Here is a 24,449-nt window from a genome sequence, read left to right as displayed (position 1 = left end):
TTTCAATGTCAGTTTCTTTATATGATAGCCTGATAGAAGAGATAATCAAGAAAGGCGAAGTTAAAGTACCATTAACCGATTGTGATGCTCAATTTTATCTTGAAGATGTTTTAAGGGAGAAAGGAATACGATTTAAGAAAATTGTTCCTCTTAGAAATAGAGGAAGAGCGATTAAAACCCTAATTTATAAAATTCAATAAAACTATAAATTAGCTATTGCAAAATGCTAATTTAGGTGTTATTATTTTTACAACTTAATAAACGAACAAGGGAAAACCCCAACAAATAAATTTACGATATTAATTAATTCGTAGGTTTATTCGTTGGGGTTTTTTGTCGTATTTAAGCAAAAATATAGAAAAGAGAGTGATTTATATGTCAAAAAGGGACAGTTTAGAGCAAGGAAACAATGAAAACTTATATCAGTACTTTTTAGAAGAAGAAAGAAAGTATAAAACTGCGAGGATAGCATTAGGATTAAAAAGAGCAAGAGAACAAGGGCAGGTTATTATTAGCAGAGTACCTTTTGGTTACCGTTCCTCATATGGAAAACTACAAATCGATGTACAAGAAGCTAAAGTTGTAGAAAAAGTATTTCAATATTTAGCTGCGGAGAAATCTTATAAGAGTGTTTCTAACATGCTTAATAGTCATGGATATTCTTATAAGAATAGGCCTTGGACTCCAAGTAATATCAGATTAATAGCAAAATCTCCTATTTATATTGGAGAACTTTATTTTAACAAGACAATAACTTGGTATTTAGGTGACGGCAAATCTCAAATCATTAAAAATCCTCAAAGTGAATGGAAAAAAATAAGTGTGCCATCAATTGTGGCACCAGAACTTTTCAACAGAGTTCAAAGGATTTTATCAATGAAGACAGATAAAAAGATTAAACTGGAGGAAAATAAAATGACTAGCAATAAGAAAATCGTATTTTACCATAGAACAAATTTTGGAAGTAAAGAAGATTACCAACCAAGCGCTCAAATACTAAAGAGTAGACTTAATAATATTGATAAATTTTATATTGACGATTCATGCTCAGGTACATCTGATCCTTTTAAAAGAGGTTCGTTTCAGAAAATGAAAAAAGACATTGAAGCTGGAATGATTGGAAAGATGGTAATAAAGGATTATAACCGTATTAGCAGAAAAAATGAGGATTTAGCTAAAGTATTAGACTTTCTTCGTACAAACGGTGTTGAAGTAGTCATCTGCAATTAATAAAAATTTTTGAGAGGTGTTATAAGCTTGAGAAAATACACGAATGACATTGTATCGAAAAAAGGATTTGGCTATGTAAGAGTAAATGATAAAAGGATGCTACAACAATTTGAAGAAAAATTGTTAAAAGAGTTGAAATGCTTCTTAGAAGAATACAGGCGAATTAGAATAGCTACGGAAATTCTTCAGAATGGATACCAATAATGAAATGAATTAAAAACCGTCTAAATTGCAGACGGTTTTTTTAGGTTCATTAGGAATATCCCTATTTTCACCATTTTATTGGTGGATAATTAATTTTACTTGTGTGTATGATTCTACAAGAAAAATTGTAAAATCAATTGGATATTTCTGTTAAAATAAAAAGGGATATTTATAAAAAATTAGGTTGAAAATCAATTTCATATATTAAGGGGGGAACCATCGTAATGAAAATTACAAAGGGAATTATTATTGGAATTATTTTCGGTTTAATTTTATCGTTCTGTATTTCATTTATATTTATGGTAGTTGCACAAGGAATAGCAGGCGGCTTTACATCTTTATTTGGAGAGAGATGGTTATACTACGCAACGTTTATTCCCTTTGTATTAACCTTTTCAATATTAGGAGCTTACTTTGCAAAACGAGAATATGTATCAAACAAAAAAATTTGGTTATTGAGTCTAATATCGGCATTGTTTATAACCCTCTATAGTGGAACTATTGGGGCTTTATTTGGTGAGTATCTTGTCAGGGGAGGAAGCCTTAGAACTTATACAGCGGGTGGTTTTACTGGCGTTAATGTAGAGGGTGTCTTAGTTTGGGGAACCATTTATGCTTTTATTATGTTGCCTTTGACTGTACCATTGGCACGTTTGAGCATCCGAGTATTCTTCCAATTGCTTAGTAAATATAGAATACCGTGTTAAGCAGCAACAAGTTATCTCTTCGGATACTGTTATTAATTTGAAAAGGAGAAATTCCATTGGTGATGGTTGAAAAGTATAACCTTAATGAAGAAACGTTGAATTTTATACTTGATTTCGAAAAGAGAGTTGAAAAGGGTAGAGTTTTTACAAATAAGGAATTGGTAAAGCTGTTTGAATCGTCCTCTTTCTACAACGAGGTGGTGCAGTCTTATTATAAGACGGCAATACAAAAATCTATCTGGTGGGCTGTTAAAAGGAGTAATAACTGGTTCATGGAGAGAGGGGAATATACCAAATTGTAATAGAGTTTAGCTAGGGGGGAGATAGCTCCCCAAAAATCGTAGTGAAGCTACAGTTGAGAGATATGAACTGAATCTGTCGCCTTTCTTTACCTCTTACATAAAGAATTAATTGTATGTTTTCATAAACTAATTAATCCAGAAATATCTAGAGAAATAGACTCACTGCATTAAATAACTATTTAATGCAGTGAGATAGTTTTCAATAAGACCCGTCTTCCATAAACGAGCTAGATTGTGAAGTAACTCATGTATTACGTAGTAGACGAAAACTACGCAGCAAGGAATTTCAAACTAGTATAGATTAACCAACGGAGAATAGATACAAGTATTTTTACTCTTTTTATGAACTAATTTGTTATTTTCTGGTATTGTTTATATAAAGATACATGGTATTGTGAAGGTTTTCACTTAAACAGGCATTTTAGTTCCATAAGAAGGAACAAGATTGTTCTATGTAGAATCAAAAAAAAGGATATTTGATTTTGGGGCAAGTAGGGAGTTTAAAATCTATAATGACTAGTTTTATTGGATATTTTTGCCTCCATTTTCGAGTTGTGGATTAAAAGTCGGTTGTTAAGCCGATGAGATAGATAAAAGGAGTTGTTAGAATGGCGATTTTTCAAGAATCCTTTTTCATACCTGATGAAATAATGAAGAAGGTTACTACGGGAGATTATAAGATATTTGGTGGCGAGGTTCGTAATAACAAAGGGCAAATTGTAAAACTTCTTAGACCTGTCAGCAAGTTGGAGGCTACTTTATACTATGGCTGGAAATATAGGAAACCCCTTTTTATGGTGGGTAAGTTAGGTATGGCGGGTGTAAAAAGTTATATTAAATCAAAGAAAAAACAAGAGCCTGATGTTGTCGTGAAATTTAGAGAAGCTCTAATGGTCTACTTAAACGCTGTGCGCAAGGGTGCTCTTACAATGGAGATAATTTCAGATATGATGGAATGTTTGGGTGAACTGAAAATGTATCCTAAATTTGAAGTTATACTTTCAATTGAGGAGTTGGATGTGCTTTTGAATCGAATGTATGAGTATACAAAAAAACTTGCAGTAGATAATGCGATTGAACTAACCAGTCTAGAGAAAGAAACACCTTTGCAATCTGATAGTCCAATTATAGATCTGCAGCGTTATCTTGAAATACAAAAGCACATTTTTGAACTTGCTTCTTAGCTTAAAGCAAGAGTGAGTAAGCCACCACCTTATGGAACAATTATAACTATAGTTAATTTACTAAATGAATTGTGATATTTGAATATATCGTGTTATTAAAAAAAGCTCAATCGGGTTGAACAAGATTGATAATAGTATCTAAGGAGGAAGGCAATTGGGTAAAAGGAAAAAGCCACCTACTAAAATAGGTCCAGATAAAGGGCTAGCTGAGCAGGAGATATATAATTTAAATAAAGAATTTTATAATGATTATGCAAGAGATTACTTCGGGACTAAACTAGTTCTTTTATCTTCAATTTTGTCCAACCCTGATAAATTTATTGATGTGCTTCATGATGGTGAAGATGTTAAGGTTGGTGTTTTGAGCTATAAACTTGATGAAGATGATTTGACAAAAAATGAGCTTGAGAAGTTTGCACGACTGGAACTAGCTACAACGTATTACCATTGTCTCGAAACGTTTCTAAGATTATTTTTAGCCCATGTATCTATCCCTGCATGTCCATGGTTAGAAATATCAAGGGATACTGATTTTAGAAAGTTCAAAAAAACAGTATCAGAATTACTTGAAGATAATTTTAAATATGATGATACACAGTTCACTGTTGTGGAAAACCTTTTATATGTGTTTTATGGTAATTACCAAGAAGAAACTTTTAGCCAACAGGGTATTAGTATGGAAGAAGCAAAAGACATATTGATGAAATGGATCAAATGGGCAGCCAAAGATTTTATATCTGTATATGATTATAATGCTTTTAAGCATGGATTAACCGTATCTACAGATACTCAAGGATTAACCATTGGTCGTGTAGATGAAACCTTTAAATTAGAAGAACGTGGGGATGCATTAAAATTTATTGCTAAAAAACAGAAAACAGAAAGATGGGTTTGGGAAAAAAAATATGTGTTTACTCCACTAGATTTTAGAGCAGTTGCAATTAATATATATAGTGGTTTAATAAATAATTTGCTTAAAGTTGGAAGGGTCACTTATTTAAAAGAAGAAAAACTTGACAAAATGCTTTTCCTTGGAGGAAAGGATGCAGTACCAGAAAACTTCCATCAAATGGTTAAAACAGAAAACGAACTAGGCATTTCTCTTCAAGGTTATTCAATGGAATTACTGTACTATAGACTTGATAAATAAAGAACTATCTTTTATAACATGATCTTTGCTGCACAGTACAAATATACTATTCAATAGACTAATGTGATCTTCAACAATCGACGCGTTTGTGGAAAATCAAAAGCCTAATCCTTCGCAAAAAATATAGAGGGAATAGGCCTTTTTTTTCTTTCGAAATCCTTTGTTATTTTATTTGCAAATTTATGTTTTCTCTACGTTATCTGAACTACTTAATGAACTATCCATCTGTTTTTTTACTTATTGTGTATTTTGTTTTATAACGACGTAACCTTCTTCATAAATTAGTTGCAAAAATAAATCGATAATTTCTTGCGCTTGAATCAGATCTATCCCTTTTTCAATGGATATTTCTTTAGCTAATCTATCGCGAGTATTTCGTATCATTACGTAACCCCCCATTGTTTAAGATAAAAGCTGGAAGCTCAATATTTTACCCAGATTTTTGTAAGTAATTATTATTTTACTCCATTACTAATAATATGGAACACCTTGGCTGATTGACCTCTTACCTCCTAACATTGCTTTGTATGAAAAAAAGAATGGCTAACAAGAAAACTTGTCCTTGTGAATGTGGCAAAAGGTTAGGGTCCTGCAATTTTCACATTAGATTAAACAAATTAAGGATGGTGGCACCAAGATCATTTTATAAAAAACATTTATTAGAACTTATTTAGTAACCCTATTTTAACTGAGAAATATGAGAACCGTCCCCATGTATCGTTCTATCATAGAACCAATAACGGGGATCAAATGAAAATGTATCAATCACGCTCAATACCGTCTCCCTAAAGGCGGTATTTTTTTGATTATATTGATGTAGATAAAAGCAACTATCCTTAAAGCAGTAAGAAAAATATATGAAAATCATATAGACAGTTTACCGGCAGGTATATGATCATTTATATAAATCAATGTAGGAATATTTTGTGTAATATAAAAGGGAGACTAATTGAATTGGGGGTTATTTAGTGAGTTGGGAAGAAATGTACCGAAGAGAATATCCATGTAAGTGTGGAAAAAGCACTTATACTGAAATAGGAGAGAGATGGACGACTGGAATAGACACCGAGAATATAAGATAATGAATTGCTCCGAATGCGCAAGACAAGAAAGAATTGAGGCAGAAAAAAAGAGGGAAAAGCAAATTGAAAATGAGATGCGTCTTAGGGAGCTTGCGGCTGATATTAGGGCATCTTTTGAAAAAAATTATATGGATGAATGGATTACTATTTTCCAATCACTTAGAAGTAAAAAAGATGCTTGGCAATTAGCTTGTAGGATAGGTGTTGAAAATAAGAGCCTTTCTTCTTTTTACGAGTTCTCTAGGGGCAAGTCAATTAATGAATATGCAAGTATTCTTGTTTCAATTAGAAATATGGAAAAGATTATGGCTACGTTACGTATTCAAGATAATATTCTAAGGTCAAAGGTAAAAGAAGCAAGAGAGTTAATGGAGTCAACCTTTGTAGTGGGAATACATTGAATGAAATTTAAAGTGGAGTGATGGATGTGAACTTAGATCCCTTTTATGATGAGTTGGAAGTAGCTATGAAGGAGTCTTTGTCCCTCATGTCGGAGGGAGGAAATGTTCTTGATATTGGCTGCGGTAAAGGGTGGCTTACAAGATTCCTATATAATAATGTGAATGGAAATGTTATTGGAATAGATAGAGATAGAGCTAACATAGATGATTGTCGAAATAATGCTGATAATCTCCCTATTGAATATAAAGTTATGGATATGGATAATCTTACTTCTAATGACTTCCTAAACTCTTACTCTTTTATTACCTGCCACAATGTTTTAGGGTATATCTCAGACCCTTCAGAGCAACTGCATAAAATATACTCTTGGCTTCAACCAGAGGGGTTGTTTTCTCTTGTGGTGAGAACCCCATATGGCAGGTTTGCTGAGGTTTATGAGCGTTCGAAATCTGTAGATTTAGCACTTATACGATATAAGGAAATGAGAATGTATGGGAGTTTTGGCGATGCTTTTGAATTTTATCATTTACCTGACTTAAAGAGAATGATTGAGGTTGCTGGTTTTTCTATTATAAAAAGTCAGGGCCTATACCCGCTTGAAAAGTATTTGCCTCTAGGGAATGAGATACTAAAGAATATACTGTTAGAATCGAATAGTGACGAATATTTCTTTCAATGGATATTGTGTAAGAAAAGTTAACCATAATAATACGGATTGGGGGAAGAAGAAAGATGTTATTAAAAAAAATTAAAATTTTTAATTACAAGAAGTTCGAGGAATTCTCTTTGGAATTTGATAATAATTACTCAATTATGATTGGAAACAACGGTGCTGGAAAATCGACATTACTAGAAGCAATCCACTTAGCCTTAACAGGGACCATAAATGGGAAGCCAATCTATTATGAGTTATCTCCATACATATTTAATAGAAAAGTAGTAAACCAATTTATTGAGGCAGTAAAAGTGGATAATAAAATCAACCCTCCTGAAACAAAAATAGAATTATACTTTTCGGTGTCAGAAGATTCGGATCTTAATGAATTGATAGGTTTAGAGAATAGCGATAATACCAATTTGCCGGGGTTTGTATTCTCTATTAAATTCAATGAGCATTATCGCGAGGAATATCAAGAGTATATTAAGAACGAAAATTTAATACATATCCCAACTGAGTACTATACAGTCGAATGGAAAAGCTTTACAGGTACAACGATTACTACAAGATCAATTCCAATAAAATCTCACCTGATTGATTCAACCACGACAAATCTCGCTGCTAGTTCTCAAAAGTATATTATGAAGATTATTTCAGATGTCTTAGATGAAAAGCAAAAGGCTAATCTGGCTGTTCTATACAGAAGTTATAAGGAGAGATTTGGTGAAGATCCTAATATTGCTTCCATAAATGAAGTATTAAACCAGAAGAAAAATCTTATGTTAGACGATACTAGAAATTTATCGATATCGTTAGATGTGACTCAAAGGGCGACATGGGAATCCGCCATTGCTGCTTTCATGGACAATATTCCCTTCGATTATATAGGTAAAGGGGAACAGAACGTTATCAAGACTACCCTGTCAATTGGAAATAGGAAGCCTGCAAGAAACTTAATCCTTATAGAAGAACCGGAGAGTCATCTTTCCTTTTCAAACATGAGGATTTTATTAGATAAGATCATATCGGAATGTTCTGATCAGCAATTGATTATTACTACCCACAGTTCATATGTGTTAAATAAAATGGCAATGGAAAATGTTATATTGCTTGGTGAAAACAGAAGTGGAAAGTTAAATCAATTGCCAAAGGATACAAGAAGCTATTTTCAAAAGTTACCGAGCTATGACACTCTGAGATTTATATTGTCTAAGAAGGTTATATTAGTCGAAGGCCCAGCAGATGATTTGATTATTCAAAAAGCCTATCATCAAAAATATAATAAACTACCAATAGATGACGGGATAGATGTTATATCAGTAAATGGCCTTTCATTTAAAAGATTTTTAGATATAGCAAAATTGCTAAGTATAGAAACTATTGTGGTTACCGATAACGATCATGATTATGAAAAGAATATTGACAACAAATATAAGGAATACAAAGGTGGCACAATTAAGTTGTGTTTTAGCCAAAACAATGAGCTAAATACCTTAGAACCACAAGTGTTAAAATGTGATGCCAGTAATTATGAGAAGTTAAAAACAATACTTGGAAAACCTGATAAAACTGAGGAAGAATTGCTTGAGTATATGCTTAGTAACAAAACAGATTGGGCCTTAAAAGTATTTTCAAACAGCGAAATACAATTAAATTTTCCGGAGTATATTAATGATGCCATCCAATAAAAGAATTGTTAAAGCTGCTGCTGGTACTGGAAAGACTACGTTGTTAATTGGTGAAGCAGTAAAGAACTATCAAGAAGGCAAGGTATTATACCTCACATATACGAATGCAAATTTAAACTCTATGAAATCTGACCTTATGGAGTCAGTAGGAATAATTCCGAAGAACATAAAATGTAAGACATGGACGGACTTCTTACTTAATGAATGCGCTAAGCCATATAGAAAGGTGTTGGGTGGACCCGAAATAGGAGTGTTTAATTTTTGTTCGTTAGGTGAAATCCCTCGCTTAAAAGGTGTAAAAGCTGTTCATTGGAGATATTACTACGATTCTCAAGGAAGGCTTTATTATGAAAGGTTGGCGCAATTTTGTCATGCAATTTTAGAAGCTTCTGCTGGTGTAATCATTGATAGGCTTGAAAAAATCTATTCTACAATTCTTATCGATGAGGTACAAGATATGGGGGGATACGATTTAAAAATAATTGAGGCTATCTACCAATCTAACCTAAATCTCGTAGTTGTAGGAGACCATCGGCAGGCAACATATTCAACAAACTCAGACCGTTTCCTCAGCAGGTATAGAGGGGTTAATATCTTTAATTTCTTTACCGAAGTATTAAGACATGACACCCTTGAAAGCTTAGATGTCTGCCATCGTTGTCCTCAGATAGTTTGCGATCTGGCAAACACATTGTATAGTGACCTTAACATGCGATCAGCAAAGAGTGTTGTCCATGAAGATATAGGTACATACTTGGTCAGCATGGATAATGTATCTAAGTTTATAGAACAGTATAAACCAACATTACTTTATTACAATGTAAGTTCGCTAAATAAATTTATATCCAAATTAGACGGAGATATAAATTTTGAATCAATAACTTTTGGCAAATCGAAAGGGTTAAGTTATGAAAATGTTTTAATACTTCCTACTAAAGAGATGGAAAACCATGTTACCAAAGGGAATCACAAAATGTCCGATACAGTAATAGCACAGTTTTACGTAGCGATTACACGAAGTAAGAATAACGTTGCTATCCTTACGGAAAAATCTAGTGTCTTTGACTTTTTGAAGACATGGACAATTATCCACCCTCCGCAAGAGGTTTCAAGCAAGCAATAGGTATTGACTATTAAGGTTACAATATTAGGATTTGTTCAAAAGGAGGTTTTTACTTGGAAATCAAAATTACTGATTTTGTTGGTAAGGGGTCCTCATTACTTTTCAGTTTTCCTTTATATACAAAAATAAAATTTGATTTAGAAGTTGAATCAAGAGATGAAATAGAGGTTTTAGATGATAACGAGGAATTTGGTCCCACTATTCTTAATCATACGGAATATATTGAAGGGATGGATTTTAGATTTTTAAAAACGATTTTCTTAAAGGAGCATAATATCTATTCTTATTGTCCAGAGTGTAAGAGAGATAATTATATTGTAAGCAATGGACTTGAAGCAATTCTTGATAATGATACAGATGATATATTGACAATAGGGACAAATATTAGTTCAGCAGAGGAAAATGAGGCACACGAGCAATATGCACTGGAAAAGTTACAAAGTCGTGCGAAAGAATTTTTTGAAAAGGTGTTCGGCGAAACTAACACAATTCAACTTAAATTCCATTGCACATCTAAACATAAACATAAAATGTATGTTATTTTTCATTTAACGGAAGATGGTTACCTAATCAAAACGGGACAATATCCTTCAATCATGGACTTTGAAAAATTCAAAAATCTTGATGAGATTTTTGGTAAGGATAATGTATCCAAGAAAGATTTTAGGACTGCAACAATACTAAAGACTCACAATTACGGAGTGGCAGCGTTTCTTTATTTAAGGAGAATTTTTGAAAGGCTAATCATCTTGAAAGCTCAAACAGCTATATCAGAAGGATTGCTTAGAGAAGAGGACTTTGAAAAGAAAAAAATGCAAGAAAAAGTAAAACAATTACATGAGCTAGGTAAGATTCCTGATTATCTAAATGAAAATAAAACTTTTATTTATGGGATACTTAGTAAGGGTCTACACCAACTGACTGAAAAAGATTGTCTAGCAAATTATGAACCTCTAAAAGAAGCAATACTCATAATTCTTAAAGAGAATAGTGATTTGGAGAAACGAGAAAAAATAAAAAAGGAAACGAGTAAAAAACTTAATTCTATCCATACAGAAATGAAAAGTAAGTAATTATTTTATCATTAGATCCTTTTTCCTCTTATGAATATGGGCTAAAGAGATTAATTCTATTTGGGAAATGAAGAGTGGGAAGCAATTTTAAGCCAATAATATTTCCATTGTTAAATGGTTACTAGTAGGACAACCCGTTGATGAAATTGCCGCAGGAACTAATCTTTCCTTAAAATAAATGCCACTTATTAAAGAAAAGTAAGAATCCAATGTATAAAAAGATCTTGAGAGTTTATGTCTAGGAAGAAATGTCCTAGACATTTTTTTCTGCAAAAAGTGAAGGTTTTACTAAGGGAATGTTATTTACTGCCAAAGAATTTATAAATTCTAAACTTAAATAGCAGGGAACCTCTAACTGGTTTGTTTACATTATTAGCGGATTAACCCCCGTATTTTGGACAGTATCTCTCTTAATCTCGCTTTATCTTAAAATTACATTGTATTTCATTTCCTTTTGTCCTTTTGAGAGGATAGCCATTTCCTCCACTCCTTCAAGGGTAAAGGCTGCGCCCGACTAGCGTCGCCCTTGATTCCATTCCAGCAATGGCTGAAATAAACTTTGGGACAAAAGGAAGAAAAAATGGAAGGGGCGATTAAACCCGTACCTCTTTGATTTTCATGTTTTCACATTGTTGCTTTTCATAAAATTCATTTGGCGATAAGTCTAAAATGCTAGAATGCATGCGTCTTTCGTTATAAAACACCATAAACTCTGAGACTGCCTCATAGGCTTGTGCATACGTCTCGAACTGCCATCTTGATAAACAATCATCCTCAAAAATTCTATGAAAAGACTCAATGTGAGCATTCATATTTGGAGTTTTTGGCGGAATTCTTTCATGTTCTAGTGTATATTTTTCACAAAATTCCTCAAAGGTATGGGAAATAAACTGTGGTCCATTATCTGTTCGAATCACAGGTTTTTCCAATTCATTAATCTGTTGGCGTTTGAATAATGCCCGTAAAAGTGTTTGCTTTAGGTCTTTTGCCGTGCAGCTTAATCCCATATAGTATTCGACAATACTGCGATCATAAACATCGATGATCGATAATACAAAGAAGAATCGATCTTCACCTTCGATGTAGCCATATTTAATATCAATCTCCCACAATTGATTCGAACTCTTAATCGTACGATTTCGAGCTAGTTTTCTAGGATATGAGACTTTCTTTTGCCGTTGTGGGCGTAAAATATCTAGTTCTTTGCATAATCGATAAACCTTTTTCTTATTGATTATGAGATTGTATTTTCGACGAAGTAATTTAGTTAATTTGCGGTAGCCATAGTTAAAGGCATCACCTGCAATTTCTTCAAGTAGGTATTCTTTGATTTGTTCGTCTGATACTTTTTGACCGTCCTCTTTGATGGAATAACCGGGTGCTGGACGTCCCTCACTTACTTTTTTCTCTTCCACACGATAGTTCTTTTGATAATAATATGTGGATCGAGAAATACCGATAATTTTCAGCACTTTTGCGATTGGGTAGCCTTTTTGAATCCAATTATCGGCTACTTCAAGTTTTTCAGCAAGTGAGGGTTTTTCTTTTTTATAAGGTCTCGTAGAATAGCGATTTCAAGGTCTTTTTCACCTAAAATTATTTTAAGTTTTTCATTTTCCTTGGATAACTCTTTAGAATCAAGATCTGGCAGTACAGCAACATCTACTTCACCGTATTTGCCGTCTTTATATTCACGAATCCAACGACTTACCATGTTGGGATTCAGTTCATATCGACGGGCTACTAAGGAATTATTGCCGGTCTCAGTGGCTTCTTTTACGACTTGTAATTTGAAATCTTTTGAGTGTTTTGTTCGTTTCATGTTGTCAGCCTCCTTGGTACATTAAGTAGTATAATACTTATTACTCTTACTGTCCAAGTTCATTTAGGGGCTTTAGAGTTAGAAACTCCTTTAGTTAGTGATGTAGTAATAACCAAGACTTAATTATTATTCAAATTAACAATTGACTGAATAAACTAAAACAGACAGGAAAAATTTCACCCTGTCTGTTTTTTGCCTCTTAAATAACTACGGTGAACCGTACCAAAAGTAAATAAGCTAAGCAAAAAAACAGCACCTCTATTTTTAAGGGGTGCTGCTTTACTAACGTTAATATTCGCCTTTAATAACAAAAAACGAGCCTCGGATTGTTCCGGCTAACTTAGATTTCTGCCTAGCAAACTTAAATTTCCCTTCTAATTCCTTTGGTACTTCCATCCCATCTGAAAGCTTAAAACCAACGGCGCGCTTTTTCGGGTTATCTACTGTATACAGAACGTTAATTGCAAGACCATCCTCATAAAAGACGTAGGTCCATTTAATATTTTCTACTTGAAAGGTTGAAGTTTCTAAAGGCTTGGCTGCAAATTCAATACCACGTTCTTCCTTTAAAATCCGGTTCACATAATCTAGAGTTTCGCAGGACTCATTAGCTGGTACAACCGTAAATTCATGCTTATATTTGTTCATAAAGTACCGGGCCTCGTTAGCTCGTAAGCCAGCAAGTGCTTCTGCTACAGGTGAAGATTCTAAACCAATCGTAGACACATTTTTAAAATCAACGATATAGGCCATTCCTATCCCTCCATCCTTCTTATTTCCTTACAACAGGAATCCACATCTCACCAAGTAATAAGCCGTTTTGCTGTCCCATTTCTACCACTGTATTTGGTCCACCAACATAGGCGAAATTCTTTGCTTCAGGCAAGACTTGACCAAATGCAATGCCAGTAAGCATATTCTGCAATTCATCAGCGGTCTTACTTTCCCCTTTAACTACTAAGTATTCTCCTTTAGGAAATTGAATCATTCTGTCCGCTTCTGGTAATGATTGCTCTGTCATGACCCCGACATAATGCATCATCTTGTTGTTTACCGCTTCGTTTACGATAAAAATATAGTCATTTGTGGCAATGGCTTTTAAGGCGTCAAGCTTTCCTTCTTGTTTGACTACTTGCCAAAAGTCTGCTTTTTCCTTTGCTATGCCCGCATAGTCTGTATAATCACTCTTAAGTTCAGTTCGAATCCCTAAAACGATAAAGCTGTCTTTTTCTTCTAGCATATAGCCTGCCATATTCAACACTTCCTCTTTAAAAAATTAATCAAATGATTCTTCTTTTCACTTGATAGATATATAATAAACTTAAACCATGTCAAAAAATGATACTGTTTAGGGGGACGGGATGAAAAAGGTTGAACGAATTAATACCATTATGCGGTATATTAACAACCGCGCCAACTTTACAATTTCTGAAATCATGAGAGAATTTAACATCTCTCGTTCGACAGCAATTAGAGACATCAGAGAAATTGAAGCGATGGGGATGCCACTTGTCGCAGAAGTTGGAAGGGACGGGGGATATTTTGTTATGAACAACTCTGTCTTGCCGACTGTTCGCTTTACCGATAATGAAATTAAGGCTCTTTTTATTGCCTTTATGGCTACGAGAAACCAACAGCTCCCTTATTTAAAGAGTCGCCAGTCACTAGCTGAAAAATTACTAGGACTCATCTCAGAAACCCAGCAAGATGACCTTGTTCTTTTAAATCGCATCTTGCTATTTGAAGGGACCAACCCGAATAATCCTGATCTGCTTGATTTGTCAGATCTTCCTCATCCCATGTTAGAAAAATTAATCCAATTACTTATTATGGATAGATATTTACTGATTACCATTAGAGAGGAGAAAGTTATAAAGTCCTATCCTATTTACCTCTTGAACCTTTATCGTGAGAAAAGCCTGTGGCTGATTGAAGGCTTTGATTTAAAGGAAGAGAAGAAACGGATTTTGCCTGTTGACAATCTCACAGATGTAGAACCATGCACTATCAATAATAGATTAAGCAGGAAAAAGATTTTAGAAAAACTAAGTAAGCAGGAGGAAGTAATCAACCTTGTCCTTGAACTTGGTCCAAAGGCAATTGCACAGTATAAGAAATACCATCCGTTAAGAATGTCACTTTCTTATACGAATCCTTACCAAACTACAGCCATTCTAAAGACCTTTATTAATGTTAATCATTCCGAAGAATTAACGGAAATAATAAGTTGGCTATTATTCCTAGGTGAGGATATCAAGGTCAGGGAAATGCCTGTAGAAATCTTGGAAGGTTTACAAGGGAGACTATCTCTATATTGTCCATAATCATTGCTTGTTAGACCCCATTTATATAGATTACGTTGAACCAGTAAATAAGGTATTGGTTTATGCTTTTGACGAGTGAGAGACGAATCATTCTAAGCATTTCCGTTGTAACTGTATGATGATCATGGTGTCATGCTCAATATACTCCTGCTTTCATAAATCGATTGTCAATTGCTTTACCAATATCTTCCCTCCTTCCATTAAAAAGGGATTTCTTCAAATCAGCTATTATTGGATTATTTAGTAGTGTTGTTTAATTTTTCTGTCCTGACTCTGCTTCTATCACATTTCTTAAGAGCTTTACTCCTTCTGCTAATTCCGTATCAGTTAAATTACCATATCCGAAAATAAGCTTGTTGTTGTGTTTTCCTTTAATTAAAGCATGTTTCTCTACGGAAAAGATATTAACTCCTTTATTTTTGATTTCATCTAAGATCTTTTGTGGGAACTTAAAATTAAATTTAACAACTAGGTGAATGCCTGTTGAAGCACCAAGGATTTCAATTAGGTCTCCAAATTCCTTTTTTAGACATCCTATTAAGAAATCTCTCTTTTTTTTATATAGTTTCCTCATTTTAACTACATGTTTCTCTAAGTGTCCATCCTTTATAAAACGTGCTAAAATTACTTGCTCAATAGTGGGAGAGTGATAATCAGTGTATCTTTTAAGATTTTTGGCTTCTTCTACCAGTGCATTTGGCAAAATGACATAACCAATTCGCAGACTAGGTGATAAGATTTTACTAAAAGTCCCTATGTAAATAACTCGTTCAGGAAATAATCCTTGCAGTGAACTTACTGGATGACCAGAATAGCGAAATTCACTATCATAATCGTCCTCTAGAATATAACTATTTGTTTCCTTAGCAAAATTAATAAGTTGAATTCTTCTTTGAATGGGTAATATTCCACCTAAAGGGAATTGATGAGAGGGAGTAACGAAAATAATGTTTTCTTTTTTTTTCGTTGTAAGCCATTCTGTTTGCATTCCAAATTCATCGACTGGAATAGGAGTAATATTAGCCCCTCTTTCAATAAAAATTTCAGGAATTTCTTTCGTTACTGGATCCTCTATTAATACTTCGGAGTTAGTCTTTACTAATAGTTTAGCTAGAAGTGTGAATGCTTGAGTAGCTCCAGAGGTGATAATAATTTGACTAGGATGACAGTTTATTCCTCTAGTTCTATAAAGGTAGCTTGATAATACCACCCGTAACTCTTCACTTCCTTCAGGTGAACTATAACCAAATAATGAGTCTTCAATCGTTTCAAAAACGTCTTTTCCTATACTGGCCCACTTTTTTCGAGGAAACTTTTTTAAACAAGGTACGCCTGAACGAAAGTCAATGAAATTATTTGTCTTTACCTTACTTATTGAATCAGTACTTTTTTCAGAGATAGGCCGTTCCTCATTCGTAGGAAAACCCTCTAGTGATATTCCAGATTCCACGAAAGTTCCAGCTCCTTGTTTAGATTTAATGTATCCCTCAGCCATTAATTGATCATAGGCTTCGAGAACGACACTTCGAGACACGTCTAAAATGGTAGCTAAATCACGACTCGAGGGAAGTCGGTCCCTCTCAAGAAGTTCTCCTCGTAAAATCTGTTCTTTAATTTTCACGTATATTTGTTGAAATATTGGTTTTTCTGAAGTTCTATCTAATTCAATCCAAATCATCATTATCACCTAAAGTGTTCATATTGGTTTTAAAAATAAATGATAATTGGTTCTTTAATAAACCAATTTATAATGTTAATTTTACTGTAACACCAGTTTAAATGGAATAATTACTTGAGATGGAGTTGGTTATATTGAGTGAAAGGATAGTAGCATACCTTAAAGTTATTGCGGCAATGACCATTGTAGGTAGTTCGGTGGTTGCAGGAAAAATATTAATTCAAACGATGCCGATATTTTTAGCATCTGAGCTAAGGTTTTTAGTAGCTTCCCTAATATTAGTCCCTTTACTGATTTACAAGGAGGGGATTCCTTCATTAAGTAGAAGGGATATTGTCATTCTCTTTTTTCAATCTCTGACGGGAGTATTTTTATTTAGTATCTTTATGCTGTATGGTTTAAAATATACTACTGCAATGGAGGCAGGAATAGTTACTAGTACTTTACCAGCAATGGTTGCTCTTCTTGCTTACTTTATAATGAAAGAGAAACTTACAAGAAATAAAATAGCGGGTATAATAACTGCTATTTTAGGAGTCATCATTCTTAACGTTTCAGGAGTGATGCAAGAGATATCGGGCAGTCATCTAGAAATAGTAGGTAACTTCCTTGTTTTGGGGGCAGTGATGAGAGAAGCATTGTTTATCATTTTAGGTAAGTCTATATCAAAAAAAGTAAGTCCATTAACTATAACAACAGGAGTGTCTGTTATAGGGGGATTGTTATTTTTACCAATGGCTATTTATGATAGCATAACTGCTAATTATTCATTCGGTTCTGGTTATGATTGGCTTTTGATTTTTTATTTCGGAATGGTTGTTACTGTTTTGGCTTTTTTGCTTATGTATCAAGGCCTTGCTGTATTATCTGCTGCGACAGTAGGTATATTAACAAGCGTTTTGCCACTAAGCACAGTAGTTCTATCATTTTTCCTTTTGAAAGAACCACTTTATTATTACCATCTAATAGGACTATGCCTAATCTTTATGGCTATTTATTTTAGCTCGAGAGAAGAGAAAATACAGATGGATCAAGGGATTGGAAATAATTAAATCAAGTGCTAATCAGGCCACTAAGAGACAAATAATAGAAAAATAATCGGAAGATAGTGGAAAATTTAGAGACAAAAGCATCTTTTAGCCAAACCCACTAAAAGATGCTTTTTAATATCATAATCCAGGCCATTCTTTAGACATCTGGCTTATGGCAGAGCTAGTATGGATTGATAGCAGGCTGAGACGGGGTGGTAATCTGTTTTGGGAGGTGAGGTTTTTACATTGCTATATTTTTCATTCTCCCGGTTAAGCAGTGTATACCAACCACCATGTTCATGATCCATGAAATACTGGGCGGAATAAGTGAATAACTGATTATAATAATCCCAGTATTGTTGATTCTTTGTTTTTGCAGCTAGTAAGGCTGCGGCAGCGATTGCTTCTGACATACCCCAGTAATTTTTATCCGTATCAATGACTTCTAAGCTTGGCGATAGGGCAAAATAAATACCTCCATATTTTACATCCCAACCTTGTTCCCATCCTTTTGCGAACAATTTCTCTGCAGTCTCCTGCATCCAAGGTTCTGATTGATGTCTGTCAAGCCACATTAAGAGTTTACTCCATTCAAATTGATGACCAGGGATAAATCCATATGGGCGGAATTCATCTTTTGTGTTGTTTTTATTGAATTGATAATCAGGCAGCCAGTCCGGTGTATAGTTTTCCCAAATCATTCCACTTGCACGGTCTGCTAATTCTTGGGTAACGCCCTCTGCTAGCTGGTAGGCCTTCTTTAAGTATTTTTCTTCATTTGTTGCTTCATATGCAGTTAGCATGGCTTCACACATATGCATGTTTGGGTTTTGCCCTCTATAAGAGGAAAGAGTGGTCCACCCAGCATCCCATTGGTCTTTGTAATATCCATGTTCCGGATCCCAAAAGTGATTTTCCACCACATTAAAGACGTTTTCCATCACTTCTCTGGCTTCTTTTATGCCAGCTTGGTACGCAATAGAGGATGCTAATAATGCAAAGGCATGACCATAGGCCATTTTAGCAGCATCTTTTACATCCGTTCCCTTCATTTCAAAGTAGTATCCATTATACTGTTTATCTAAATGATGTTCATGCAAAAATTGGATCCCATGTCGTGCGGCTTCTAAACACCAGTCTGGTCCATCTAAAATCGCACCAATACTAAAAATATAAATATACCTGCTAGTCGCTACTAAATGTTTAGTATCTGTGTCATTAATAGTACCATCATCTAAAAACCCATTAATATATCCGCCCTTTTCCTCATCGATACAGGCCGGATAATAAAAATGAAGTGTCTTAAATATATGTTTCTTCAATTCTCCCTTATCCTGATAATGGTCAAACTGGATATAACTTGAACCTTCCATATTGGCTACCCTCCTCCATTATGCGAGACATTGAATAGATAGCAGCAATCAAGACAGTATTTCCCTACCATGAGGAAAATACTGCTTGATTTTTTTTGCTGTCCGAATGACTTATTTATCTAATTAAGAAGACATATATTGTCCACCATTCACATGGATGAATTGGCCGGTCATATAGGCAGAACCTTCAGAAGCAAGCAGGATGTATGGTTCTACAAGATCTGCTGGTTGACCAGGACGACCAATAGGGGTAGAAACGCCAAATGATTCTTGCAGGTCGGTTGTCATGGTTGCTGGAATAAGTGGTGTCCAAATCGGTCCAGGTGCTACACCGTTAGCTCGAATTCCTTTTGAGGAGAGTTCTTGAGCAATGGAACGAGTAAAGGATACAATAGCCCCTTTAGTAGATGTGTAATCAATCAACGCTTTATTGCCAACATATGCATTAATAGAAGCGGTATAGATTAAGCTATCACCAACTGATAAATGGGGAATGGCAGCTTTAGTTAAATACACCATTGAAAAAAAGTTTACGTCAAATGTACGTTTCAATTGTTCAGCAGAGATTTCTAGCACGCTGTTTTTTACTTCCTGACGTGCTGCGTTATTAACAAGGATATTCAGTTTTCCATGCTGCTGAATAACATCTTCAACTAGTTGATTACAAAATGCTTCATCCGCCACATCTCCAGCATGCAACGTACATTTTACGCCTTCTTGTTCAATACGCTTTTTCGTATTTTCCGCATCCTCTTGCTCATTTAAGTAGGCGAGGGCAATATCCGCGCCTTCCTTTGCATACCCAATCGCTACTGCCTTACCAATTCCACTGTCTCCTCCAGTAATCAAGGCCACTTTGCCTTTCAATTTTCCAGAACCAACATGGGTTTCTAGCTCATAAATCGGGATAGGGTCCATTTCCTTTTCAACCCCCGGCTGCTCGGATTGTTTTTGAGGATTGACTCCATTTGATAATATGGTTTGTTCATCTAATTTACTCAATTATAACGCCTCCTAAATTATTTATGTGTTATTTAACATTCCACCCTGTCTTGAGACTAAACTCCTTTTTGACATGCAACCGCTTAGTGGATTTTTTTACCTTTTTACCTAGGCGGAGTGTTATAGCACTATCTGTCATATCGGGAATACTAGAGAATGAGTGGAATAGTTGATATATACCTTTTCTAATTCGAGTGGCTCATATATTAATCGGATAATAGAGTGATGAAGTTATCATAAATAGTGGCAGATCAAGGGATGAAATGGGAGAATAGTAGGTTTCCAATTCTATGATCTCTTGCACAAGTTTGTAGCACATTATATGGATGAAGAAGATAGGGGGATCATAATAAAAAGGGAGCAATTAAACTCCCTCAGCTTGTTGACAAAAGGAATTTAGGAAATGTAAATGGAATTATTATGCATTGATTGGAGTGAAAGGGGTGAGACTCCTGTGGGATCTGCGAGACAGTCTGAGACCCTGCAGGCCTTTAGGCCGAAGCGGCTCAGCGCGAGCCCCACGGAAAGCGAACCCCTGCAACGGAAATCAACTCTTATTTAAAAGAATGTATATTTATAATCGAGTAGGAGGGAGTGATTAACTCCCGACCTCTCATACCACCGTACGTACGGTTCCGTATACGGCGGTTCAATTAAGATGAATAACGCAAAGTTTCGTAACGAACTTGCAGACTTTTCAGCCCTTGGCTTTCCCAATAGGAATTGCCGAGGGTTCTGTGTAATATGGGGCTTTTAGAAATGCGCCAGTACCCTTTTCGGGTGTTTCCCCACTCGTATGCTTTTCCAAAAGGAACTTTCAACCGAGTAAGATTTCTGACTCTTGTTTGAGGTTTCTTCCAATTCTTCCATAGACACATCCTTAATCTTCTTTTAATCCAGCTATCTAGTGATTTGAATGTGGAACTTGTATCTGCTAATCCAAAATAACCACACCACCCCATTAGATATTGGTTTAACATCTTGATTCTGTATTCCATGGAGTATGGCATCTTTCTTGAGGTAATCTCTCGTATTTTCTTTTTCATTCGAACTAGACTTGTTTTCGCAAGACGAACCTTTGGTTCTTTGTGACTCGTGAAACTAAAACCTAAGAACTTCCGGTTCCAAGGACGGTCTACCGCTGATTTCTTTTCGTTTACTTTTAAACGAAGTTTTCCCTCAATAAATCTTTGTACACTCGCCATTACTCTTAGACCCGCACGTTCTGTTTTCACATAAATATTGCAATCATCTGCGTATCGAACGAATTTATGTCCACGTTCCTCCAACTCTTTATCGAGTTCATCTAGAACTATGTTTGAAAGTAAGGGACTTAAAGGTCCACCTTGTGGTGTTCCTTCTTCTATACTTGAAATCACTCCATTTATCATGACACCAGCTTGGAGATATTTACGAATAAGTTTTAATAAAGATTTATCTGAAATTCGTTTCGCTAATGTTGCCATTAGTCGGTCATGATTGACCTTATCGAAGAATTTCTCTAAATCCATATCAATCACCCATCGATAACCTTCCTTTAAATAACCCTTTGCTTTCCGAATAGCGTCATGGGCACTCCGATTTGGACGGAATCCATAACTGTGGTCCGAAAATGTTTTGTCATATTCCTTTGATAAAATCTGCGAGATAGCTTGTTGAATAAAACGATCTGTCACGGTTGGGATACCTAGTAAACGCACACCACCATCTGGTTTCGGGATTTCGACTCGACGTACTGGTTGTGGTTCATAGGTTCCATTCAAAATCTGCGATTTAATGGTTTCCCAATTTTCGAGGATGTGCTGTCGTAAGGTTTGTACGGGCATCATGTCTACTCCATGGCTTCCTTTATTCGCTTCCACTCGCTTTAGCGCTTGTATCATATTTTGCCGTTCAAGAATTTGATTCAACATCACCATTTCGTTCCTTTCCGTGATTAGCTTATCTTATTATGCCCATCTGAACTCCACCCTCCGCAAATACCCTCGTGGGATTCACCACTACTTTCTAAGCGTGAGGTTTCTCTGTTTTCTGTGCTATTTCATTCTAGATGGAAAGCCAAGGGCTAATCTCTCTTAATTGTTCAGTCCTTCCGACTGGTTCTAGACCCAATCGTACTATGACCTCTGCTGACTTCTGATGATTCAGCTACTTGTCACCAAGTAGGTTATGAAGGGTACTTCACGTTTCCATCAGACCTCCCCGGGTAAGCACATGCACTTTCACACCATCTATCCGCCTCATTTACTAGGTATGACCTTCGACAGAAAGGACTTTGTTTTGTGTTGCAAACTCATCCAGTCGTAACTAGCCTTGTATGAGATTCGTGTTCCTCGGACCGGTGTTTTGCCTCCAGCTTCCTTCAGATTCCGCGTCACCACGGACACCCTAGCTCTTGGCTAACCTCTACTTCTGTCTTCGGGGTTCGGGACTCGCACCCTATAGTTCATGTGCATGCCGGGCGCACAACTAAGACAAACTCCTAATTACCGAATTAGGAGTTTGTCGACAGTCTGAGGGAGTAATGAAACTCCCTTTTTTCACAAATATTAACTCTTTATTGATAATTAATAATCGCAGGGCTAGGATCCAGCTTCAAGACCTCTTCAGGACTTAGCACAGGTTTATCTTTGTTATAAAAGATTTTAAATCCACCGTATTGCACTGCTTCATTGCGCACGAATTTGCGATAGAGCGCCATTTTAGTATTAGAATCGCCCCAACCGTCATAATTTAAGGCTACTTCTACATTCTCGGTTGGCTTGATGGCTTCTTTGTTCGTTAATGCTTCGTCCATAAATTGATGGACAAGGACAATTTTATCGGGCAAATTATTTTCTTTTACGATTTCCGTTAAGTACTGCACTGCTTCTTGTACTTCAGCTCCGTCTACTTGACCAAGATTGACACCTGGAGTTTGTCCTTCTTTTACATGAAATTCCGTATCAATCGCTAGGTGGACATGAGGGAGCTTTAGCCATTTCTCAAGTAATTTCACCTGATTTAGAACGGAATCTGTTCCAAGTTGAACATCCAGCATAAGCAGGGCATCGTTTTCTTCCGCGAGAGTAGAATATTCATCAATTTGCTCTGGTGAAGTTGGATGGTAGTACTTCCCATCCGTCCCTGGATCACGCTGTGCTACGGTAGAAATGAGTTCAATCATTGGTACGGCAGGGCGTGAAGGGTCTGCATCTGAATATGCTTGGGTCTGTTCTTTTAATTTTGCCATTAATTCATCTGGCTCCATTTCTCCCAATATTCCCATTTTGGTAGAGTTTGGATGTCCGTAATACGCTATAAGTCTATGATTCTTTAAGGGACCATCTGTTTGATCAACGGCATCTTTTACTAATGTTTCTCCAAGTGGAACCATTCTAGTGGGATCTTCTCCACGGGCTTCTGCACTCGGCATCTTCTCTATTTCCTCATCAGCAACCTTTTTGTCTAGAGAAGAAGCACCTTCTGTTGGTTCCAGCGGTTTGTAGGCTGGCGGAGGATTCTCTTCTTTTATTGCTTTCTTCTCACCAGAAGACTTTTCTTCCTGTGTCTGTTCTTCATCATGTTGTTCAGTTTCTTTAATAGTAGGAGTGTTTTTCGAACAAGAGATGAGGAGCACAACAAGTAGTACTCCTGAAAATAACAAGGCTAGTCTTTTCATGTTGTCACTTCCTTATGTATGGATTTCTTCCATCTATTATTCTAGATGTATTCCCCAAATGCAATAAAGTTAACAGGGAATATTTTATTTTTCATAGAATAGGAGCGTTTAGTTAATAGATTCTCCCTTTCTTTCCAAGCACTTACCTATTTATAAATTAGGGTGTAATCATGGAAGAGGAGAGTAAAAAAAAGCTGGATCAAACGTCTCTGCTTGATCCAGCTTCCGCCACTTAAATCTCACATTTCCTCTCGCTTATAATCGCCACTTTTCCCGCCGGATTTCTCCACTAGAAAGGTTGGCCCGATTACCATCCCTTTATCGACAGCTTTGCACATATCATAAATGGTTAAGCTTGTAACTGTGGCGGCCGTTAATGCTTCCATTTCGACCCCAGTGCTTCCTTTGGTTTTTACTTCTACTCGTATAATAAGCTCCCATTTATCCTCATTTTGTTTCCAATTAAATTGCATATCAACTCCACTTAGTGAAAGTGGGTGACACATGGGAATAATCGAAGAAGTTTGCTTTGCTGCCATAATACTAGCAACTTGTGCAACAGCAAGTACATCTCCTTTTGCAAACTCATGGTTCATTATTTTTTTATAAATAAGTTCATTCACGATAATACTTGATTGACTAATAGCTGTGCGAGATGATTCCTGCTTCTCGGTGATATCAACCATCTTTGCCCTGCCTTGCTGATTAAAATGTGTGAAGTTTGTCACTAATATCACTCCTTGTTTGTAGTATAA

General features: G+C 35.6%; 24 protein-coding genes. 14 read left to right on the top strand and 10 right to left on the bottom strand.

Annotated features, from left to right (window positions below; all coding sequences use genetic code 11):
• Positions 1-5: 5 nt before the first annotated feature.
• The 7 genes from NKG37_RS05985 to NKG37_RS05955 all read left to right on the top strand — a co-directional run bounded on the left by NKG37_RS05985 (position 6) and on the right by NKG37_RS05955 (position 4,777).
• Complete coding sequence (locus tag NKG37_RS05985; protein WP_254415967.1) at positions 6-200, top strand: hypothetical protein; 195 nt, start codon at positions 6-8, stop codon at positions 198-200.
• 175 nt (positions 201-375) lie between these two features.
• Positions 376-1,230 carry a recombinase family protein gene (locus NKG37_RS05980; protein WP_254415966.1) on the top strand — a complete coding sequence of 285 codons (855 nt, stop codon included), beginning with the start codon at positions 376-378 and terminating at the stop codon, positions 1,228-1,230.
• Between the two features lie 27 nt (positions 1,231-1,257).
• Positions 1,258-1,434, top strand: coding sequence for a hypothetical protein (locus NKG37_RS05975; protein WP_254415965.1), 177 nt, complete (start codon positions 1,258-1,260; stop codon positions 1,432-1,434).
• A 224-nt stretch (positions 1,435-1,658) separates the two neighbouring features.
• Positions 1,659-2,141 (top strand): hypothetical protein, encoded by a 483-nt coding sequence (locus tag NKG37_RS05970; RefSeq protein WP_254415964.1) that lies wholly within the window; start codon positions 1,659-1,661, stop codon positions 2,139-2,141.
• A 62-nt stretch (positions 2,142-2,203) separates the two neighbouring features.
• Complete coding sequence (locus tag NKG37_RS05965) at positions 2,204-2,443, top strand: hypothetical protein (RefSeq protein ID WP_254416377.1); 240 nt, start codon at positions 2,204-2,206, stop codon at positions 2,441-2,443.
• A 608-nt stretch (positions 2,444-3,051) separates the two neighbouring features.
• Positions 3,052-3,627, top strand: coding sequence for a hypothetical protein (locus tag NKG37_RS05960; RefSeq protein ID WP_019382808.1), 576 nt, complete (start codon positions 3,052-3,054; stop codon positions 3,625-3,627).
• A 154-nt stretch (positions 3,628-3,781) separates the two neighbouring features.
• Positions 3,782-4,777 carry a hypothetical protein gene (locus NKG37_RS05955; protein WP_019382807.1) on the top strand — a complete coding sequence of 332 codons (996 nt, stop codon included), beginning with the start codon at positions 3,782-3,784 and terminating at the stop codon, positions 4,775-4,777.
• A gap of 237 nt (positions 4,778-5,014) precedes the next feature.
• Here NKG37_RS05955 and NKG37_RS05950 read toward each other — a convergent pair whose 3' ends face one another.
• A complete protein-coding gene (locus tag NKG37_RS05950) occupies positions 5,015-5,161 on the bottom strand; it encodes a hypothetical protein (RefSeq protein WP_019382806.1) in 147 nt (48 codons plus the stop codon).
• 661 nt (positions 5,162-5,822) lie between these two features.
• On the opposite strand from NKG37_RS05950, the gene NKG37_RS05945 reads away from it, so the two are divergent.
• From NKG37_RS05945 to NKG37_RS05925, 5 genes are read left to right on the top strand one after another with little or no spacing between them, the layout of a single operon-like run.
• Positions 5,823-6,260, top strand: coding sequence for a hypothetical protein (locus NKG37_RS05945; protein ID WP_254415963.1), 438 nt, complete (start codon positions 5,823-5,825; stop codon positions 6,258-6,260).
• 26 nt (positions 6,261-6,286) lie between these two features.
• The gene (locus NKG37_RS05940; protein ID WP_019382804.1) at positions 6,287-6,961 is read left to right on the top strand and encodes a class I SAM-dependent methyltransferase; all 675 of its coding nucleotides are present in this window, start codon (positions 6,287-6,289) and stop codon (positions 6,959-6,961) included.
• Between the two features lie 32 nt (positions 6,962-6,993).
• Positions 6,994-8,607 (top strand): ATP-dependent nuclease, encoded by a 1,614-nt coding sequence (locus NKG37_RS05935; protein ID WP_019382803.1) that lies wholly within the window; start codon positions 6,994-6,996, stop codon positions 8,605-8,607.
• On the top strand, positions 8,594-9,730 hold the full coding sequence (locus NKG37_RS05930; RefSeq protein WP_254415962.1) for a UvrD-helicase domain-containing protein: 1,137 nt from the start codon (positions 8,594-8,596) through the stop codon (positions 9,728-9,730). Before NKG37_RS05935 ends, NKG37_RS05930 begins: the two co-directional genes overlap by 14 nt.
• A 53-nt stretch (positions 9,731-9,783) precedes the next feature.
• Positions 9,784-10,803 carry a hypothetical protein gene (locus NKG37_RS05925; RefSeq protein WP_254415961.1) on the top strand — a complete coding sequence of 340 codons (1,020 nt, stop codon included), beginning with the start codon at positions 9,784-9,786 and terminating at the stop codon, positions 10,801-10,803.
• A 593-nt stretch (positions 10,804-11,396) separates the two neighbouring features.
• Here NKG37_RS05925 and NKG37_RS05920 read toward each other — a convergent pair.
• The 3 genes from NKG37_RS05920 to NKG37_RS05910 form a co-directional block, all read right to left on the bottom strand.
• A protein-coding gene (locus NKG37_RS05920) for an IS3 family transposase (protein WP_254415960.1) occupies positions 11,397-12,625 on the bottom strand; the annotation gives its coding sequence in 2 pieces (ribosomal slippage) (positions 11,397-12,337 and positions 12,337-12,625; 1,230 coding nt in all).
• A gap of 288 nt (positions 12,626-12,913) precedes the next feature.
• The gene (locus tag NKG37_RS05915; protein ID WP_095333269.1) at positions 12,914-13,378 is read right to left on the bottom strand and encodes a phage tail protein; all 465 of its coding nucleotides are present in this window, start codon (positions 13,376-13,378) and stop codon (positions 12,914-12,916) included.
• Between the two features lie 19 nt (positions 13,379-13,397).
• Positions 13,398-13,877, bottom strand: coding sequence for a GyrI-like domain-containing protein (locus NKG37_RS05910; RefSeq protein WP_254416376.1), 480 nt, complete (start codon positions 13,875-13,877; stop codon positions 13,398-13,400).
• 109 nt (positions 13,878-13,986) lie between these two features.
• Here NKG37_RS05910 and NKG37_RS05905 point away from each other — a divergent pair, with 109 nt between their 5' ends.
• Entirely contained in the window at positions 13,987-14,949 is a 963-nt protein-coding gene (locus tag NKG37_RS05905) for a helix-turn-helix transcriptional regulator (protein ID WP_095333272.1), read from the top strand.
• 253 nt (positions 14,950-15,202) lie between these two features.
• Here NKG37_RS05905 and NKG37_RS05900 read toward each other — a convergent pair whose 3' ends face one another.
• Complete coding sequence (locus tag NKG37_RS05900) at positions 15,203-16,627, bottom strand: MocR-like pyridoxine biosynthesis transcription factor PdxR (RefSeq protein WP_123260202.1); 1,425 nt, start codon at positions 16,625-16,627, stop codon at positions 15,203-15,205.
• 134 nt (positions 16,628-16,761) lie between these two features.
• Here NKG37_RS05900 and NKG37_RS05895 point away from each other — a divergent pair, with 134 nt between their 5' ends.
• Positions 16,762-17,679, top strand: coding sequence for a DMT family transporter (locus tag NKG37_RS05895; RefSeq protein ID WP_254415959.1), 918 nt, complete (start codon positions 16,762-16,764; stop codon positions 17,677-17,679).
• A 149-nt stretch (positions 17,680-17,828) separates the two neighbouring features.
• Here the strand turns inward: NKG37_RS05895 and NKG37_RS05890 are convergent, their stop codons facing one another.
• From NKG37_RS05890 to moaC, 5 genes are all read right to left on the bottom strand, one after another.
• The gene (locus tag NKG37_RS05890) at positions 17,829-19,031 is read right to left on the bottom strand and encodes an AGE family epimerase/isomerase (protein WP_254415958.1); all 1,203 of its coding nucleotides are present in this window, start codon (positions 19,029-19,031) and stop codon (positions 17,829-17,831) included.
• Between the two features lie 123 nt (positions 19,032-19,154).
• Positions 19,155-20,009 (bottom strand): SDR family oxidoreductase, encoded by an 855-nt coding sequence (locus NKG37_RS05885; protein WP_254416375.1) that lies wholly within the window; start codon positions 20,007-20,009, stop codon positions 19,155-19,157.
• A gap of 677 nt (positions 20,010-20,686) precedes the next feature.
• Positions 20,687-21,949: a group II intron reverse transcriptase/maturase gene (gene ltrA, locus NKG37_RS05880; RefSeq protein ID WP_171510276.1), complete on the bottom strand. Its 1,263-nt coding sequence runs from the start codon at positions 21,947-21,949 to the stop codon at positions 20,687-20,689.
• Positions 21,950-22,590: 641 nt separating this feature from the next.
• On the bottom strand, positions 22,591-23,694 hold the full coding sequence (locus NKG37_RS05875) for a hypothetical protein (RefSeq protein WP_095333283.1): 1,104 nt from the start codon (positions 23,692-23,694) through the stop codon (positions 22,591-22,593).
• Positions 23,695-23,933: 239 nt separating this feature from the next.
• Positions 23,934-24,422, bottom strand: a complete 489-nt coding sequence (gene moaC / locus NKG37_RS05870; protein ID WP_254415957.1) for a cyclic pyranopterin monophosphate synthase MoaC — start codon at positions 24,420-24,422, stop codon at positions 23,934-23,936.
• Between the last annotated feature and the right edge of the window lie 27 nt (positions 24,423-24,449).

The sequence above is a fragment of the Niallia sp. RD1 genome (genome assembly GCF_024219955.1).
Taxonomy (GTDB): domain Bacteria; phylum Bacillota; class Bacilli; order Bacillales; family Cytobacillaceae; genus Niallia; species Niallia alba.
The sequence above is the reverse complement of the archived record's forward strand: the minus strand, read 5'-3'. Positions and strand labels throughout refer to the sequence as shown.

Bases quoted from the DNA above. Each gene is read 5' to 3' on its own strand.
- NKG37_RS05935 (WP_019382803.1), top strand. From the start codon at position 6,994: ATGTTATTAAAAAAAATTAAAATTTTTAATTACAAGAAGTTCGAGGAA.
- NKG37_RS05905 (WP_095333272.1), top strand. From the start codon at position 13,987: ATGAAAAAGGTTGAACGAATTAATACCATTATGCGGTATATTAACAAC.
- NKG37_RS05900 (WP_123260202.1), bottom strand. From the start codon at position 16,627: ATGATTTGGATTGAATTAGATAGAACTTCAGAAAAACCAATATTTCAA.
- NKG37_RS05915 (WP_095333269.1), bottom strand. From the start codon at position 13,378: ATGGCCTATATCGTTGATTTTAAAAATGTGTCTACGATTGGTTTAGAA.
- NKG37_RS05930 (WP_254415962.1), top strand. From the start codon at position 8,594: ATGCCATCCAATAAAAGAATTGTTAAAGCTGCTGCTGGTACTGGAAAG.
- NKG37_RS05950 (WP_019382806.1), bottom strand. From the start codon at position 5,161: ATGATACGAAATACTCGCGATAGATTAGCTAAAGAAATATCCATTGAA.
- NKG37_RS05970 (WP_254415964.1), top strand. From the start codon at position 1,659: ATGAAAATTACAAAGGGAATTATTATTGGAATTATTTTCGGTTTAATT.
- NKG37_RS05965 (WP_254416377.1), top strand. From the start codon at position 2,204: ATGGTTGAAAAGTATAACCTTAATGAAGAAACGTTGAATTTTATACTT.
- NKG37_RS05980 (WP_254415966.1), top strand. From the start codon at position 376: ATGTCAAAAAGGGACAGTTTAGAGCAAGGAAACAATGAAAACTTATAT.
- NKG37_RS05875 (WP_095333283.1), bottom strand. From the start codon at position 23,694: ATGAAAAGACTAGCCTTGTTATTTTCAGGAGTACTACTTGTTGTGCTC.
- NKG37_RS05960 (WP_019382808.1), top strand. From the start codon at position 3,052: ATGGCGATTTTTCAAGAATCCTTTTTCATACCTGATGAAATAATGAAG.
- NKG37_RS05945 (WP_254415963.1), top strand. From the start codon at position 5,823: ATGGACGACTGGAATAGACACCGAGAATATAAGATAATGAATTGCTCC.
- NKG37_RS05910 (WP_254416376.1), bottom strand. From the start codon at position 13,877: ATGGCAGGCTATATGCTAGAAGAAAAAGACAGCTTTATCGTTTTAGGG.
- NKG37_RS05985 (WP_254415967.1), top strand. From the start codon at position 6: ATGTCAGTTTCTTTATATGATAGCCTGATAGAAGAGATAATCAAGAAA.
- NKG37_RS05890 (WP_254415958.1), bottom strand. From the start codon at position 19,031: ATGGAAGGTTCAAGTTATATCCAGTTTGACCATTATCAGGATAAGGGA.